Source organism: Brachybacterium sp. GCM10030268, from assembly GCF_042666305.1.
GTDB lineage: Bacteria > Actinomycetota > Actinomycetes > Actinomycetales > Dermabacteraceae > Brachybacterium.
The window spans coordinates 256852-272724 of the sequence record NZ_JBHTCW010000003.1 but is presented as its reverse complement, the minus strand read 5'-3'; the positions used below and the strand labels follow the sequence as shown (position 1 = coordinate 272724).

Here is a 15873-nt window from a genome sequence, read left to right as displayed (position 1 = left end):
ACCTCCCAGCCTACGTCGCAGCGGCCGATCAGGCAGGGGTGTTCACCCGGGCTCCTGCTCGCCCCGGATCGCGACCTGGCGCTGGGCGAGCAGGCGCAGAGTGGCCAGCATCGGCTCGGTCATGACGGTGCCGACGATGACTCGGCGCACCGCGTCGTCCGCCCCGGTCGGCACGGACGCCACATCGATCCGGGCGACATGCTCGACGGCGTCGGCGTAGTCGTCGAGCATGGCCGCGTCCACCTCGATCCCTGCCGCGCCGCACGCCTCCCAGGCCCGCTCGAGCCGTTCCAGGAGCGGATCGACCGGGTCAGCGGACCAGCCGCGGCGCGAGGCCCACCGCCGCGCGCGCCCGTCAAGCCCGGCGGGATCAGCGCGGCCCTCTGCTCGCTCGTGATCCTGATCGGTCGCGGCCGCCCGTCCTCGCTCCGCTTCCGCGTGGGCGGCTCCGCTGCCCACGAGAGCGTTGTGCGCGGTGGCCAGGACGTGGTGGCGCTGCGGATCCGGCGCGTCGATCGCGACGACGACCCGGCGCACGGCCGCGATGCCCAGCCCACCCGCGTCGGTCAGGGCCCGCACCAGGCGGATCCGCTCGACGTGGGACTCGTCGTACTCGGCGGTGGTGCGGGAGGTCTGACGGCCCGGGGCCAGCAAGCCCTCTCGCAGGTAGTACTTGATGGTGCCGACGGGCACGCCGGTCCGTTCCGCGAGGGCGGAGATCCTCATCGTGTCACCTTCTGTCGTGCTTCCTCGGGCCCAGACACGGAAACCCCTTGACGTGGGGACGGGTCCGGCCCACTCTTAGAAAGTAGCACTTTCTAATCTCGCGAGGAGCGCGCCATGGCCCGTCAGCCGGACTCTGTCACACCTACCCGCCCGCCGAACCTCACCCATGCCCCGATCGGCGGGGTCGTGGTGTTCAACATCGGCATGACCATTCACAAGCCGTGGCGACCGGACCTCTGGCTGCCGGTCGCCGCGGAGATGCCCCGGATGCTCGCCGAGCTCCAGCGCAACCGCGCCGCCTCCGAGCGGGGCGAGGCCGAGGACCTGGGGTTCCTCAGCGCCGAGAACCTGCTGGGACCGAAGGGGCCGTGGGTGGTGCAGTACTGGAAGAGCGTCGAGCACCTCTACCAGTACGCGCGGATGACCTCCCGCGCCCACATGCCGGCGTGGGAGCGGTTCAACGCGGCGGCTCGGAAGAATCCCGGAGCCGTCGGGATCTGGCACGAGGCCTTCGAGGTTCCCGCCTCGGGAATCGAGACCTTCTACGGCAACGGCGCCGAGGTGGGCCTGGCCAAGGCCGCCGGCTCGGCGCCGCTGGCCTCGCGCGGGCGCACCGCCCGCGAGCGGCTGGGCCGGGCGTGAGCCACCTTCCGGGCAGACTTCCTGGGCACGCCGCCTCGGGCACGCAGCCTCGGGTGCCGAGGACCTGCCGGGCGAGCAGGCGGCTGACGCACGGATCCCCGAGCAGGAGCGTCTCCTCGCGCCATGCGCAGCCGGCTCAGCGGGTCATGCGCCGCCGGAGCGTCGCCACCCCGCTGCCCGCCAGGTCCTCGAGGTAGGCCGGGCGACCGGCCATGACCATGACGAGAGCGAGCAGTGGACCGCGCACCGCCGGCAGTTCGGGCGGATTGTGCGCGAAGGACGCATCGGTCGCCCGGAGATGGAGCCCTCTCACCTGCGACCGGCTCCTGACCGTGTAGTCGCGGGAGGCGAAGAACGTCGCGACCGCCAGCACCGAATCCTGCTCCGGTGTCCGCTCCAGTCCCAGCGGCCGACGGATATCTTGGGCATGCACGATGACCTCGCCGAGCCAGGGGACGGTCCGTCGGGTCGCCGGGCGCATCGCCTCCCCGTGGCGGGACCCGATCGCGGCGAACCGGCTCAGCGTCTCCTCCGGAGTCGGTCCGGCGAAGCGGCTGATCCGACGACGGTTGTAGACCTCGGGGCGCAGACCGGCCCGCAGCATGTGCGCGGCCCAGGAGGTCCATCCCCCGGTCAGCACAGCCCCGAGATGGGCGACCACGTCGTGGACCGTCCACCCCGCGCACAACGACCCCTGCGCCCACTGCTCCCGCGACAGCGCCTGCAGGTCCTCGGTGAGGGCTGCATGTTCGCGCGCGAGCACGTCGTCGCGTCGGCGGTCCACGGAGCCGGTTCCTCTCATGCCCCGATGAACTGCGGGGCGAGCAGACGGCTGACACCCGGGATGCTGAGGGTGCGCCGCGCGACCTGCTGGACGCGCAGCTGCAGGCCGTTGGCCGGGATGAACGAGGCGGCGCTGCGACGCCCGGCGCGCTGGGCCCGTTCGACGACCGGACGCCACCGCCGCTCATAGTCGCGCAGGCCCACCTCGACGTGCGGCCCTGCCGCGCGCAGGGAGCGGGCGAGCGCCTCCGCGCCGGCGACGGCGAGCGATGTCCCCTGGCCCGCGAGCAGCGAGACCGCATGGGCGGCATCCCCGGCCAGGACCACCCGGCCGCGGCTCCACGTCGGGGCGGCCGATTGGGCGACCAGGTCGTCGTAGAACGACGCTGGTGCTTGCTCCAGCGCCGTATCCACCAGCGGGTGGAGCCCGGAGAACTCCGCGCGCAGACGCGAGGGATCCGGTTCCGGTCGCTCCGTGAGGCGTCGGTCGACGCGCTGGGCGCACAGGACGCCGATCCGGCCCGCGCCTGCGGCGTACATCCCGCCGATCCGCTGGAAGGTGTCGGTCATCAGGGCATGGTTCCCGAGTTCGTCGGCGAGCTCCGGGGCCTCGAGGAGGTAGCTGGCCGCCCGGTACCCCATCGGCACGATCTCGCCGTGGCCGGGGGCGACATGCTCACGGAACGGGGAGCGCACGCCGTCGCAGGCGACGACGAGGTCGGATTCGAGGGTGGCTCCGTCGGCGGTCTCCACCACGGCGCGGGCCGGATCCATGGCGCCGCTGAGGGCCGCGTCGCGGACTGCGACGGCGCGCTGCCCGTAGCGGACGTCCACGGAGGCCGGGAGCTGCGCGAGCAGGCCCAGCTCCACCTCCGGCCGCAGGATTGAGAAGTAGCGGCCGTCGGCCGCCTCGACCAGGGGGCCGACGTCGATGGTCCCGCTCGGGGTGCCGTCGGGCCGGGCGAAGCGCACCCCGTCGAAGACGTTCCCGCGGGAACGCAGTTCCTCGAGGATGCCCATCCGCTCGGCGGCGAGGAAACCAGGACCGAAGAAGTCGATCATGTACCCGCCGCCGCGCGGCCCCGGGGAGGCCTCCAGCACGGTGACGTCGTGGTCCGGGGCGAGCTCGTGGGCGAGGGCGAGGCCGCTGACCCCGCCGCCGATGATCGTGACCTCCATGGTCTCGAACCTACTCCGCCGGTCGCTGCCGGCGAAGCGGTTCCGCCGACACGGGCTCATTGCCCACGCAGGCAGGCATCTCCGCCTCGGGGCGCTGAGCGCTGAACGGTACCGGGAGATGCCAGTGTATCGAGGGAGACCGTCCTGGCAGCCTCTGGAACCGCCGAGCACGTCAGGCGTATGCGCGCTCCAGCCAGCCCTTCCAGGCCTGCTGGGCGGCCTCCCGATCCACGTCCTCGGTGTAGAGGTAGTGACCGACGGCGACGGGAAGTCCCATCGCCGCTCTGCCGTGGAAGCGGTAGAGGCCGTCGGCGGCGCGCAGGCCGATGAAATCCTCGCCCGGGCGGGCGTAGTCCACTTCGCCCTCGAGCCGCGGAAGGCCCTCCGGGGTCAGCGTCAACTGCTGACCGACCTCGACGGGTCCGTCCACACCGAGAGCCCGCTCGAGCTGCGTCCATGCCTCGGGACTCGAGGAGGAGGCGGGCCCTTCGGCGACGACGAAGGTCGCGGGACGGTCAGCGAAGTGCTTGAGGTACTCGGCGAGGGTGTGGAAGTACATGTCCCACCCCTGCGCGGTCATCTCGCCGTAGTCGAACTCGGCGTCCCAGTCGTCCCCGAGGTAGCCGCTGTGGACGAACCGCAGGGTGGTGGTGCTGCCGTCGCGGGCCTCGACGATGTACTCGAAGGCGTGGAATGCGCCGTTCTCCGCCTCGGGGGTGCGCAGGGCGAAGCGCTCCGGCTCCTGGATCTCCACGTCCGTCCCGTCCTGGGAGACGTACGGATCGGGGGACCAGGCGGCCTGTCCCTCGGGGGTGGCGATCGCTCGCCAGACCTGCTCCGGGGTCGCCTCCAGGACGACCTCCTTGCGGACCTCGAACTCCTTGGACATGGCTGTTCTCCTCATCGGTGGGTGGTGACAGGTGCGTCAGTGGTGAGCGGTGCGTCAGTGGGTGAGCGGGGCACTACGGTCGGCAGGCACGGCGGGGTGCGTCGCCACGACGAGGCGGTAGAGCTTCCCCTCTCCCCCACCCTCCGCGGGCTTTTCGCGGTGGTACTTGGCGACGAGGTCGGTGATCGTGGTCGTCAGCTCCTCGGTGAAGGCGGCACGATCCGCGGCCGAGGCGAAGCGGATCTCCCCGTCCATCGCGTAGGTCGCCACCGGCCTGTTCGCCCTCTGCGCCCCCGTCAGCAGCGTGCCCACATCCCGCACGAGACGGGACGAGAGTGCCAGCAGCCAGCGGGCCGAGAGCCGGTCCGGCGAGCGTGCCGGATCCGGCTGCATGCCCCCCAGCGCACCGGGGGAGATCACGTACGAGGCGGCCGATGCCTGGAGCAACCGTTCGGTGAAGTTGCCTCGCCGGCGCTCCTCGACGAGCTCGACCAGGCCGTGCTGCTCGAGCACGCGCAGGTGATAGTTGACCTTCTGCCGCGGCATACCGAGCTGGGCGGCGAGCGTCGAGGCGGAGCCGGGCTCGCTCAGCGCCGCCAGCATCCGCCCCCGCATCGGGTCCAGCGAGGCCTCCGCCGCGGCGGCATCGTCGATCGTCTCCACATCATGCATGACCCTAGACTCCGCCCGACAAATTAATTTGTCAAGGCTTGTCGTCCCGCCGCGCTCCGAAAGGTTCCCCCTGGATGGAACCTTTCGGAGCGTGCCGCCCGAGCCGGCCGACAAGCCGCCTGAGACGAACCGCCGATGCGTGCTCCCGCGGTCAGCCGGCCGGGCTGGCGTCGGGGTCCACGGCAGAGATCTCACCGGTCACGCCGGTCGAGACCTCCAGCAGCGACTCCTCCTCATCCGGATCCACGCCGGCGGCGAACTGCGACCAGTAGAGGCGGTGGTAGGCGCCCTCGGCCTCGAGCAGCTGCTCGTGGGAGCCCTGCTCGACGATGTCGCCGTGCTCCATCACCAGGATCACGTCGGCGTCGCGGATGGTGGAGAGGCGGTGGGCGATCACGAAGCTGGTGCGGTCGGTGCGCAGCGCCGCCATCGCCTCCTGGACGAGGACCTCGGTGCGGGTGTCGACCGAGGAGGTGGCCTCGTCGAGGATCAGCAGCGCGGGGTCGGCGAGGAAGGCGCGGGCGATGGTGATCAGCTGGCGCTCCCCGGCGGAGATGTTCGCGCCCTCGTCCTCGATCGCCGTCTCGTAGCCGTCGGGCAGGGTGCGCACGAAGCGGTCCACGAAGGTGGCGGTCGCCGCGGCGATCACCTCGTCTTCGGTGGCGTCGAGCCGGCCGTAGCGGATGTTGTCCATGATGGTCCCGCCGAACAGCACCGCGTCCTGCAGCACCATGCCGATCTGGCTGCGCACGGCCCCGCGGTCCAGGGCGCGGATGTCCACCCCGTCCAGCCGGATCTGGCCGGCGTCGATCTCGTAGAACCGCATGATCAGGTTGACCAGGGTGGTCTTGCCGGCGCCGGTGGGGCCGACGATGGCGACGGTCTGGCCGGGCTCGGCGGTCAGCGAGAGGTCGGTGATCAGCGGGGCGTCCGGGGTGTAGGAGAAGGCGACGCGGTCGAACTCGACGTGGCCGCGGGTGGGGGCGGCCAGCTCGGCGCGCTCGATGCGCTGGCTGGCGGGTTCGCCGTCGAGCCCGGTGACGATGGCGGTGATCTCCCCGTCGGCCTCCTGCTCCTCGGCGTCCAGCAGCTCGAAGATCCGCTCGGCGGAGGCGACACCGGAGATCAGCATGTTGGCCATGCCGGCCACCTCGCCCAGCGGCGCGTTGAACTCGCGCGAGTACTGGATGAAAGCGGTGACCTGGCCCAGCGACATCTGGCCGGCGGCGATCCGCAGCCCGCCCACCACGGCGATGCCCACGTAGCCGAGGTAGGTCACCCACTGCATGATCGGCATGATCATCCCGGAGTAGAACTGCGCCTTGAACGACGCCTCCCACAGTTCCTCGTTGCGGGTGTCGAACTGCTCGCGCATGCTGTCCTGCCGGTCGAAGACGGTGACCAGGTCGTGCCCGGTGAAGGATTCCTCGACGTGGCCGTTCAGCCGTCCGGTGTGGCGCCACTGCGCGGTGAACAGCTTCTGGGACTTCGAGCCGATGAAGCCGATGACCACCCCGGAGATCGGCAGGGCCACCAGGGCGATCAGCGCCAGCTGCCAGGACAGCCAGAACATCATCGCGGTGATGCCGATGATGGTCAGCACGGCGTACACGAGTGAGGCGAAGGCCTGCTGCAGGGCCTGCTGGACGTTGTCGACGTCGTTCGTGGTGCGCGAGAGCAGGTCGCCGCGCTGGCGGGTGTCGAAGTAGCTCAGCGGCAGCCGGTTGACCTTGGCCTCGATCCGCTGGCGCAGCCGATAGACGATCCGCATGACGATGTCGTTCAGCAGCCGGCCCTGCAGCCAGTCGAACACCGAGGCGATGACGTACATGCCGATCACGATCAGCAGCAGCCGGCCCAGCTGCGAGAAGTCCACTCCCCCGTCGCCGAAGGCGCCGTCGGCGATGACGTCCATCGCGTTGCCGAGGATGGTGGGCGCCCACACGCTGAGGCCGGTGGAGACGAGCCCGAAGACCAGCACCACGGTCAGGGCCAGCTTGTGATCGCTGAACGTGCCGACCAGACGCAGGGTCGAGGGCCAGAAGGCCTTGGCCTTGCGGGGCGCGGACTCGCCCCATTCGCTGCTGACGGAGTCCTGGAGCTCCAGGATCTCGTCCTCAGTCAGCTCCGAGCCGACGGCGGCGGTGCTCGAGGCGACGGCGCCGGGGGCGGTCTCGGGGGCCGACGGGGAGCTGGACACCGGCGGCTCGCTGTTCGCGGTCCGATTCTCCTCGACCTGGCCCTCATCCTCCGGCCGGTCCTGGTTCTCGGGGCTCATGCCGGCTCCTCCGCGGTGATCTGGGAGTCGACGATCTCCCGGTAGGTCTGCGAGCTCTCCAGCAGCTCGTCATGGGTGCCGCGGCCGACGATCCGGCCCTGCTCGAGCACGAGGATCTGGTCGGCGCCGGTGATGGTGGAGATGCGCTGGGCGACGATGATCGTGGTCGCGCCCCGGGTGCGCTCGGCCAGCCCTTCGCGCACCTTGGCGTCGGTGGTGACGTCGAGGGCGGAGAAGGAATCGTCGAAGACGTACACCCGCGGCTGGGCGACCAGGGTGCGGGCGATGCACAGCCGCTGACGCTGGCCGCCGGAGACGTTGGTACCGCCCTGGGAGACGGCGGAGTCCAGTCCGGTGCGGGCCTGCTCGCCCTCCCCCGTCGTCCGGGCGGCGACGAAGTCGGTGGCCTGCGCGGTCACCAGGGCGTGCCAGAGCTCGGCGTCGGTGGCATCAGGGTCGCCGAAGCGCAGGTTGTGGCCGATGGTCCCGGAGAACAGGTACGGCTTCTGGGGGACGAGGCCGACGGTCCGGGAGATGGTCGCGCGCGAGAGCTCCGTGACCGGGACGCCGTCGAGCAGCACCTGACCGGTGGTGGCGTCGTGCAGCCGGGGGATCAGGTTGACCAGCGTGGTCTTGCCGGAGCCGGTGGAACCGATGATCGCCGTGGTGCGACCGGCCTCGGCGGTGAAGCTGACGCCGTCGACGACGGGAGCGTCTGCCCCTGGGTAGGAGAAGGTGACGTCGCGGAACTCGACGGTGGCGCCGCCACCGCGGGCCGGCAGCTCGACCGGGTCGGCGGGCTCGGCCAGGGTGGGGACGGTGTCGAGGACCTCGGCGATGCGGCGCCCGCTGATGATCGCGCGCGGGAACATCATGAACATGAAGGTGCCCATCATGACCGCCATGAGGATCTGCAGCAGGTACTGCATGAACGCGGTCAGCGAGCCGACGTCGACCAGGCCGTCGGCGACCCGGTGACCGCCGAACCAGAGCACGGCGGCGGTGGCCAGGTGCAGCACCACGGTGATGGCGGGGCCCATGATCACGAACAGCCGGCCGATCCGCACCGAGGTGTCGGTCAGGGTGGCGTTGGCGTCGGTGAAGCGCTGGGTCTCGTGGTCCTCGCGGACGAAGGCGCGTACGACGCGGATGCCCATGATCTGCTCACGCATCACGCCGTTGATCGAGTCGATGTTGGCCTGCATGCGCTGGAACAGCGGCATGAGCTCCTTGATCAGCAGGCCCACGATCACCATCAGCACTGGCACCGCCACCCAGACCAGCCAGGACAGCCCCGGGTCCTCCTGGATCGCCATGATGATGCCGCCGATCGACATGATCGGCACCATGACCATGAAGTTCAGGGTCATCAGCACCAGCATCTGGACCTGCTGGACATCGTTCGTGCCGCGGGTGATGAGGGTGGGCGCCCCGAAGCGGCCCATCTCCTCGGTGGAGAAGCGGTCGACCCGGGTGTAGATCGAGCGGCGGATGTCGCGGCCCATGCCCATGGCGACGCGGGCACCGAACCAGACCGACGCGATCGCGGTGACCAGCTGGATCATCGCCACGCCGAGCATGACGCCGCCGACGCGCCAGATGTAGTCGGTGTCCCCCGTCGCCACGCCCTGATCGATGATGTCGGCGTTGAGGCTGGGCAGGTACAGCGTGGCCAGGATCGTGGCCAGCTGCAGGATCACCACGGCGATCACGTGGGGCACGTAGGGACGGAGGTGGCGCCTGATCAGCGTCCAGAGCATGGAAGACCTTCGAAGTTCGTCGGGCATCATCGCGGCGGCATCACCGGATGACCGTATCGGCGGGTGCGGACAGATCGTGACCGGCCGGAACGTCGACCGGCCGCGGAAGACTCGTGACCGTGGGGAGGCCTCTCCCTGCCCGGTCGAGCGGGTCCTGACCGGATGAGCCGGAGGAGAAGACAGCGGCCCGACTCATCCTGCCCCATCGACCCTGGGATCGACATGGGGTTTTCCCCATGATCCGAGGATTGCGCCGCACATTCCCCAGCTGCAGTCGGCGATCGCCGGGAGGCGGCCCCCGCGTGGACCGGACCGTGGACCAGACTGGGGCCATGGAGACCTCGCTCGACCCTCGCCGCCGTGCCGCATCCAGGTGGTGGCACGGAACCGTCGCAGCAGTCGTCCTCGTCGCGCTCCTCATCCAGTTCGCGCTGGTCCTCACCGGCGGTCAGGACGCGAACTCGGGCGACAGCGGCGAGCAGGCGGGCCTGGCGGTGCGGCTGGGGCGCTTCCTCAGCTACTTCACCGTCGAGAGCAACATCGTGGTCGTGGTCGTCTCCGCGCTGCTGGCGATCGATCCGCTGCGGCGCGGCGCGTGGTGGGAGATCGCCCGGCTCTACTCGTTGCTGGCGATCACCATCACCGGCGTGGTCTTCGCTCTGGTGCTCGCTCCGCAGCTGGAGTTGGAGGGGTGGTCGAGCGTGGCGTCGTTCGGCCTGCACACGGTCTCGCCAGTCCTGACCGTGGTGGGCTGGCTGGTCTTCGGCCCTCGTCGCCGGTTCCGCTGGTCGACGGTCGCGGGCGCGTTCGCGGTGGCCGCGGTGTGGCTGCTCTACATCTTCGGCCAGGGCAGCATCACGCACTGGTACCCGTACCCGTTCCTGGACGCGGCCCATCTCGGCATCATTCCGGCCGTGGTCAACGCGCTGCTCGTGGTGGCGGTGGCGGCGCTGCTGGCCGTGGTGATCCGCGCCGTCGACAGGGCCGTGCCGGCGATGCTCCGGGAGAACGGGCCGAATGCGGCGGACTCAGGCACAGCAGCCTCCAGCGGCACCCTGAACAGCCGTGGCTGACCTGGGTGCGTGAGGGAATCGCCGCGGGGGCTCTCTCGGCGCGAGCCCTCCAACCGCGCGGGCCCGCCGACCGCCGCCTCCGCCGAGCGTGCGGCACCCGCTGCTCAGCGAGCCGCGCCCCGCAGCTCCTCCAGCAGATCCTGCACGCGGGCGTCGATGTCGTCGCGCACCAGGCGCATGCGCTCGATGCCGTCGATGCCGCGCTCGGAGGGTTCGTCGGTGCGCCAGGTGGTGATGGTGCCGCGCATCCCGGGCACCGGTTCGACCACGGCCTCGGCCCCGAGCACGATGACGCGATCGACGCGGGCCAGGAGCTCGGGATCGATCGGCGTGGGATTGCCTGCCGACATATCGGCCCCGGCTTCGGCGATGACCTCTGCCGAGAGGGCGTTGATGCCGCTGCCGGGCTTCGTGCCGGCGGAGTGGACCTCGACCTCGCCGTCGGCGCGGGCACCCATGAGGGCGGCGGCCATCTGCGACTTGCCGCCGTTCTTGACGCAGACGAACAGGACGGAGGGCGTCGCCCCGGCGGGCGTCGACCCCGAGGTGGCGGCCGTCGAGCTCGCTTCCGTGGGCGTCGGGTCGGAACTGTGCTGGCTCATGCGGAGACCTCTCGAGCGGTGCGGGCGGGGACGGTGGGGTCGTCGGGGAACAGGTGCCTGCCCGCCCACAGCGAGGCGTAGACGAGGGCGACCAGCACCGGGACCTCGATCAGCGGACCCACGACGCCGGCCAGGGCCTGCCCGGAGCTGACGCCGAAGGTGCCGATGGCGACGGCGATGGCGAGCTCGAAGTTGTTGCCGGAGGCCGTGAACGCGACGGTGGTCGAGCGGGCGTAGTCCATGCCGACGGCGCGGCTGAGCAGCAGGGACCCTGCGAACATCACGACGAAGTAGGCCAGCAGCGGCAGCGCGATGCGCGCGACGTCCAGCGGGGCGGAGAGGATCGCGTCGCCCTGCAGCGTGAACAGCAGCACGATCGTGAACAGGAGGCCGTACAGCGCGAACGGGCCGATGCGCGGCAGGAAGCGGTTCTCGTACCAGTGGCGTCCCTTGGCGCGCTCACCGAGCACGCGGGTGAGGAAGCCCGCGAGAAGGGGGATCCCGAGGAACACGAGCACGCTGAGCACGATCGCCCCGACGGAGAACTCGGCCGACGTGGTGGCCAGGCCCAGCCAGGAGGGCAGCACCTGGAGGTAGAACCATCCCAGCGCCCCGAAGGCGATCACCTGGAAGATGGAGTTGACCGCGACCAGCACCGCCGCGGCCTCCCGGTCCCCGCAGGCGAGGTCGTTCCAGATCAGCACCATGGCGATGCAACGGGCGAGGCCGACGATGATCAAGCCGGTGCGGTACTCGGGCAGGTCGGCCAGGAAGATCCAGGCCAGCGCGAACATCAGCGCCGGCCCGAGCAGCCAGTTCAGCACCAGCGAGGTGACCATCAGCCTGCGGTCCGCGCCGATGCGCCGGGTCTGGTCGTAGCGGACCTTGGCGAGGACGGGGTACATCATCACCAGCAGGCCGATGGCGATGGGCAGGGAGACACCGGCGATGCTCACGGATTCCAGCGCCGGGCCGATGCCGGGGACCAGGCGCCCCAGGGCCAGGCCGCCCACCATCGCCAGCAGGATCCACGCCGGCAGCCACCGGTCGAGAAACGACATCTCCCGGGCCACACCGGACGGTGCGGCGGGGGCGGTGGTCGTCGTCATGGGCGGCCTACCTGTTCCTATAGACGGTCATCGATGAGTAGAGTAGCCTTCACATAGATGACCGTCAATGTCAGACGGTGCACGCCGACCCCCACGCCCCCGTCTCGAGTCAGGTGAAACCATGAGTTCCACGACCGCACGCGATCCGGTCGACCTCTCGTGGCCGCAGTCGGCCGCCTCGGCCGATGATGAGTGCCGCTCGCCGGCGGGCGCGGACGACTGCTGCTCACTGGCCACCGGCCCGATCGAGGCCGACGACGCCGAGCGGCTCTCGGCACGCCTGAAGGCGCTCTCGGATCCCACGCGCCTGCAGCTGCTCTCGCACGTCGCCGCGGGCGGCTGCCAGAGCGTCTGTGTCTGTGACCTCGGCGAGGGCCTGGGCATCTCGCAGCCCACCGTCAGCCACCACATGAAGAAGCTCGTCGAAGCCGGTCTGCTGACCCGGGAGCAGAGGGGCCGCTGGGCTCACTACGCCGTCGTGCCGTCGGCCTTCGCCGAGCTGCGCGCCTTCCTCGACCTCTCCTGACCCGCGCCCCGCACTCCGCCACGATCCCCTTCAGCCACGTCTGCGTCACCAGGAGCATCCATGAGCGATCGTCCCAGTGTCCTGTTCGTCTGCGTTCACAACGCCGGCCGCTCCCAGATGGCCGCCGGCTGGCTGCGCCACCTCGCGGGAGAGAAGGTCGAGGTCCGCTCCGCCGGGTCCGAGCCCGCGGACTCGATCAATCCCGCCGCCGTCCAGGCGATGGCCGAGGAGGGCATAGACATCTCCGCGGGCCGGCCCACGATCCTCACCCCGGACACGGTCCAGCAGTCCGACGTCGTGATCACCATGGGCTGCGGCGACGCGTGCCCCATCTTCCCCGGCAAGCGCTACGAGGATTGGGAGCTGCCCGATCCCGCCGGCCAGGGCCTCGAGGCCGTGCGCCCGATCCGCGACGATATCCGGGCCCGCGTCGAGCAGCTCATCGCGAGCCTCGAGGTCTGACGTCCCTGGCCGGGCCGCGTCCATCCTCCCACCAGCTGTCGCAGTATCCACCCGCCCAGAGAGCGAGACAGCGCCATGAACACCTCCGCCGAATCCGCCGCCGCCACCCCTGCGCCCCGGTCACTGACCGACCCCGGCCACGTGCTGCACACCATCACCGAGCAGCTCTCGGACCGCTTCACCGGGGTCTTCGCCCCGGAGACGGTGGAGCGCTACGTCTTCGAGTCCTACGCGACGCTGGCCCGCACCGCGAAGATCTCCTCCCACCTGCCGGTGCTCACCGAGCATTTCGCCCGCGACCGTCTGACGGCACTGGCCCAGTCCAAGGGGGCGGCAGCCCATGAGGTGCCCGAGGTGCTGCTGGTGTGCGTCCAGAACGCCGGGCGCTCGCAGATGGCTGCCGCGCTCCTGGCTCATCACGCCCAGGGCAGGGTCCATGTGCGATCGGCCGGCTCCCTCCCCGCCTCCGGTATCCACCCGCAGACGATCGCGGCGATGGCCGAGATCGGCATCGACCTCGAGGGAGCGTTCCCCAAGCCGCTGACCGACGACGTGGTCCGCGCCGCCGACGTGGTGATCACGATGGGCTGCGGCGACGCCTGCCCGATCTACCCCGGCAAGCGCTACGAGGACTGGGAGCTGGACGATCCGGCCGAGGGCGACCTCGAGGACGCCCGGCGGGTGCGCGAGGAGATCGACGTCCGGGTCCAGCGCCTGCTCGAGGAACTCGTGGGACCGAACGCCAGCTGAAGGGCCGACGGCGGCGGCCGGCCGGCGTCGCACCAGCCGGCGGGCATCGCGTCAGCCAGCAGGCGTCGTGACCGGGCCGTGGCTCCAGCGGCCGTCCTCGCGGCGGTAGCCGACCCGGGTGTGGTTGCGGTCGTGCCGCGACTGGGTGAACTCGACCAGGTGCGGCTGCAGCGCGTAGACCTGCCACTCGGGATTCGGGCGCCCGTCGGAGGTCGGCCGGGTGAGCCAGTCGGCCTGGGAGACGTCCTCCCCGAGGGCGACCACGTCACCGATGATCTGCACCTGTCGGCCGGACTCGCGCCAGAAGAACGTCATCGCGGCCCGCGGGTTCTGCTCCAGCTGCCGAGCTTTGCGGGAGGTGTTCCTGGTCGAGACGTGGTATCCGTTCTCGTCGACGTCCTTGAGGATCAGCGTGCGGCCGACGGGAGTGCCGTCGGCCAGGACGGTCTGGAACGTCATCGCGTGCGGCTGGCGGGCACCGCTGGCGATCGCGTCGTCCAGCCACGACAGGAAGAGTTCGTCCGGATCCTCCGGGACGTTCTCGGGATGCAGGACGGGCATGTCCTCAGGGAATGCGGGCAGGGCGCGGAGACGGTCGGCGAGTTCGCTCATACCGCCATCGTGGCACGGGACGGGGCGAAGTCCTCGGACTCTGACAGCTCTCGCGTGGACACACACAGCCCCTCGCCCGCCGTCCACAACACTGTCCCTCCACTGGTCGAGGGACGCGCGAGAGGCGGCCGGGAGAACCCGTCACGCCGTGATCCGCGAGGCCCTCGAGACCTCCCTCCGCAGCGCCTGATCGACCAGCTCCACGCCGCGGCGGATGCCCGATCGTCACTGCCCCAGGAAGATCCCGTTGCCGGGCCCCAGCGGCAGGTCGAAGAAGAAGAACGCCGCCAGCAGGATCGTCCACACCAGCCAGAACGGCACCACGAACGGCAGCATCCGGGACATCAGCGTGCCCAGGCCGGCCTCGGGCTCGTACTTCCGCAGCATGCCCAGCAGCACGATCATGTACGGGTTCATGGGGGTGATGACCTGGGTGGCGGAGTCACCGACGCGGAACGCGGCCTGAGTGAACGCGGGCTCGTAGCCGATCAGCGAGAACATCGGCACGAACACGGCGGCCATGATCGCCCACATGCCCGAACCGGAGATGATGAACAGGTTCAGGCAGCTGGCCAGCACGATGAAGCCGAGGATGGCCGCGAAGCCCGTCAGCCCCGTCGCCTCCAGACCGTTCGCCCCGGTCACGGCGATCCACGTGCCGATGCCGGACCAGTTGAACAGGGCGATGAAGTTGCCGAGGATGAAGGCGAGGACGACGAAGGGCAGCATCTCCTTGAGCGCATCGGACATCATCCGCACCGCATCCCGGCTGCTGCGCAGGACGCCGGTGACCACGCCATAGGCGATGCCCAGCACCATGAAGTAGCTGACCACGATGAACACGATCGAATCCAGCAGCGGGGACTTGGGCAGGAAGCCGCCGTCCTCGTTGCGCCACGGCGAGCCGGGCAGCAGGAATGCCAGCAGGAAGAGCGCAGTCAGCACCACGGCGCTGAGAACGGCGATCAGCAGGCCCCGGTTCTCCACGGAGGTGAGGGCGGCACGCATCTGCTGGGCGTCGTCGGCCGGCTCCTCCCCGTCCACCGCCGTCTCGTCGACGGGCACACCCTGGCGGGACAGTCGGGGCTCGATGATCCGATCGATGATGAATCCGGCGACGAAGCCCAGGATCAGCGAGGAGACGATGTTGAAGAACCAGTTCGAGATCGGGTTGACCGGCGTGAACTCGTAACCGGGCAGAGCACCCATCACCGAGGTGGTGATCCCGGCGAACAGCGCGTCGAGACTGGTGGGAAAGATGTTCGTGGAGTACCCGGCGCCGGCGGCCGCGAAACCGCCCAGCAGGCCGGCGACGGGGTGGCGACCGGCGGCCTTGAACACGAGCGCTGCCAGGGGCGGGACCACCACGAAGGCGGAGTCGGCCATGATCGAGGAGACCACGCCGACGAACCCGACCACGTAGGGCAGCATCCACGCCGGTGAGGAGCCGAAGGTCTTGCGGATCGCGGCGCCCAGCAGCCCGGAGTGCTGGGCGATGCCGATCGCCAGCAGGATCGGCAGCACCGTCACCAGGGGCGGGAAGCCGATGTAGTTCTCGCCCAGGGTGGTGGTCAGCCAGGTCAGGCCCTCCCCGGTGAACAGCCCCTTGATGGCCGTCGGCTCGTCGGCGCCGGGCACCTCGACGACCACGTCGGCCATCGCCATGGCCGTGGAGACCACGCCCGTGATCAGGAACAGGATCACGAACAGCATGAACGGTTCGGGCAGTTTGTTGCCCGCTCGTTCGACGCCGTTGAGGATCCGGTCGGTCAGCCCGGCCTTGGCCGGGGTGTTCGGTGCAGTGCTCACG

16 protein-coding genes are annotated in these 15873 nt (G+C 70.2%); 5 read left to right on the top strand and 11 right to left on the bottom strand.

The window, feature by feature from the left end:
* Nucleotides 1-42: 42 nt before the first annotated feature.
* Nucleotides 43-726 carry a MerR family transcriptional regulator gene (locus tag ACFQRD_RS07070; protein ID WP_377018551.1) on the bottom strand — a complete coding sequence of 228 codons (684 nt, stop codon included), beginning with the start codon at nt 724-726 and terminating at the stop codon, nt 43-45.
* 114 nt (nt 727-840) lie between these two features.
* On the opposite strand from ACFQRD_RS07070, the gene ACFQRD_RS07065 reads away from it, so the two are divergent.
* Complete coding sequence (locus ACFQRD_RS07065) at nt 841-1368, top strand: DUF4188 domain-containing protein (protein ID WP_377018550.1); 528 nt, start codon at nt 841-843, stop codon at nt 1366-1368.
* A 136-nt stretch (nt 1369-1504) separates the two neighbouring features.
* Here the strand turns inward: ACFQRD_RS07065 and ACFQRD_RS07060 are convergent, their stop codons facing one another.
* The 6 genes from ACFQRD_RS07060 to ACFQRD_RS07035 form a co-directional block, all read right to left on the bottom strand.
* Nucleotides 1505-2152 carry a maleylpyruvate isomerase family mycothiol-dependent enzyme gene (locus ACFQRD_RS07060; RefSeq protein WP_377018549.1) on the bottom strand — a complete coding sequence of 216 codons (648 nt, stop codon included), beginning with the start codon at nt 2150-2152 and terminating at the stop codon, nt 1505-1507.
* A gap of 14 nt (nt 2153-2166) precedes the next feature.
* Nucleotides 2167-3330: an FAD-dependent monooxygenase gene (locus ACFQRD_RS07055; protein ID WP_377018548.1), complete on the bottom strand. Its 1164-nt coding sequence runs from the start codon at nt 3328-3330 to the stop codon at nt 2167-2169.
* Between the two features lie 172 nt (nt 3331-3502).
* A complete protein-coding gene (locus tag ACFQRD_RS07050; protein WP_377018547.1) occupies nt 3503-4219 on the bottom strand; it encodes an SRPBCC domain-containing protein in 717 nt (238 codons plus the stop codon).
* Nucleotides 4220-4273: 54 nt separating this feature from the next.
* Nucleotides 4274-4891: an ArsR/SmtB family transcription factor gene (locus tag ACFQRD_RS07045; protein WP_377018546.1), complete on the bottom strand. Its 618-nt coding sequence runs from the start codon at nt 4889-4891 to the stop codon at nt 4274-4276.
* A 151-nt stretch (nt 4892-5042) separates the two neighbouring features.
* On the bottom strand, nt 5043-7169 hold the full coding sequence (locus tag ACFQRD_RS07040; RefSeq protein WP_377018545.1) for an ABC transporter ATP-binding protein: 2127 nt from the start codon (nt 7167-7169) through the stop codon (nt 5043-5045).
* Nucleotides 7166-8929, bottom strand: coding sequence for an ABC transporter ATP-binding protein (locus tag ACFQRD_RS07035; protein WP_377018544.1), 1764 nt, complete (start codon nt 8927-8929; stop codon nt 7166-7168). Before ACFQRD_RS07035 ends, ACFQRD_RS07040 begins: the two co-directional genes overlap by 4 nt.
* A 332-nt stretch (nt 8930-9261) precedes the next feature.
* Here ACFQRD_RS07035 and ACFQRD_RS07030 point away from each other — a divergent pair, with 332 nt between their 5' ends.
* On the top strand, nt 9262-10002 hold the full coding sequence (locus ACFQRD_RS07030) for a Pr6Pr family membrane protein (RefSeq protein ID WP_377018543.1): 741 nt from the start codon (nt 9262-9264) through the stop codon (nt 10000-10002).
* A 104-nt stretch (nt 10003-10106) separates the two neighbouring features.
* Here ACFQRD_RS07030 and ACFQRD_RS07025 read toward each other — a convergent pair whose 3' ends face one another.
* Together ACFQRD_RS07025 and arsB are read right to left on the bottom strand one after the other, a co-directional pair.
* Complete coding sequence (locus ACFQRD_RS07025) at nt 10107-10604, bottom strand: low molecular weight phosphatase family protein (RefSeq protein WP_377018542.1); 498 nt, start codon at nt 10602-10604, stop codon at nt 10107-10109.
* The gene (arsB, locus tag ACFQRD_RS07020; RefSeq protein ID WP_377018540.1) at nt 10601-11713 is read right to left on the bottom strand and encodes an ACR3 family arsenite efflux transporter; all 1113 of its coding nucleotides are present in this window, start codon (nt 11711-11713) and stop codon (nt 10601-10603) included. The genes ACFQRD_RS07025 and arsB overlap by 4 nt, the downstream gene beginning before the upstream one ends.
* Nucleotides 11714-11834: 121 nt before the next feature.
* On the opposite strand from arsB, the gene ACFQRD_RS07015 reads away from it, so the two are divergent.
* From ACFQRD_RS07015 to ACFQRD_RS07005, 3 genes are all read left to right on the top strand, one after another.
* A complete protein-coding gene (locus tag ACFQRD_RS07015) occupies nt 11835-12239 on the top strand; it encodes an ArsR/SmtB family transcription factor (protein ID WP_377018538.1) in 405 nt (134 codons plus the stop codon).
* Nucleotides 12240-12299: 60 nt separating this feature from the next.
* A complete protein-coding gene (locus ACFQRD_RS07010; protein WP_377018537.1) occupies nt 12300-12701 on the top strand; it encodes an arsenate reductase ArsC in 402 nt (133 codons plus the stop codon).
* A 75-nt stretch (nt 12702-12776) separates the two neighbouring features.
* Nucleotides 12777-13451, top strand: coding sequence for an arsenate reductase ArsC (locus ACFQRD_RS07005; protein ID WP_377018536.1), 675 nt, complete (start codon nt 12777-12779; stop codon nt 13449-13451).
* Between the two features lie 51 nt (nt 13452-13502).
* Here ACFQRD_RS07005 and ACFQRD_RS07000 read toward each other — a convergent pair whose 3' ends face one another.
* Both ACFQRD_RS07000 and ACFQRD_RS06995 read right to left on the bottom strand, forming a co-directional pair.
* A complete protein-coding gene (locus ACFQRD_RS07000) occupies nt 13503-14063 on the bottom strand; it encodes a pyridoxal 5'-phosphate synthase (protein WP_377018535.1) in 561 nt (186 codons plus the stop codon).
* Between the two features lie 225 nt (nt 14064-14288).
* A complete protein-coding gene (locus tag ACFQRD_RS06995; protein ID WP_377018534.1) occupies nt 14289-15872 on the bottom strand; it encodes an AbgT family transporter in 1584 nt (527 codons plus the stop codon).
* Nucleotide 15873: the final 1 nt, after the last annotated feature.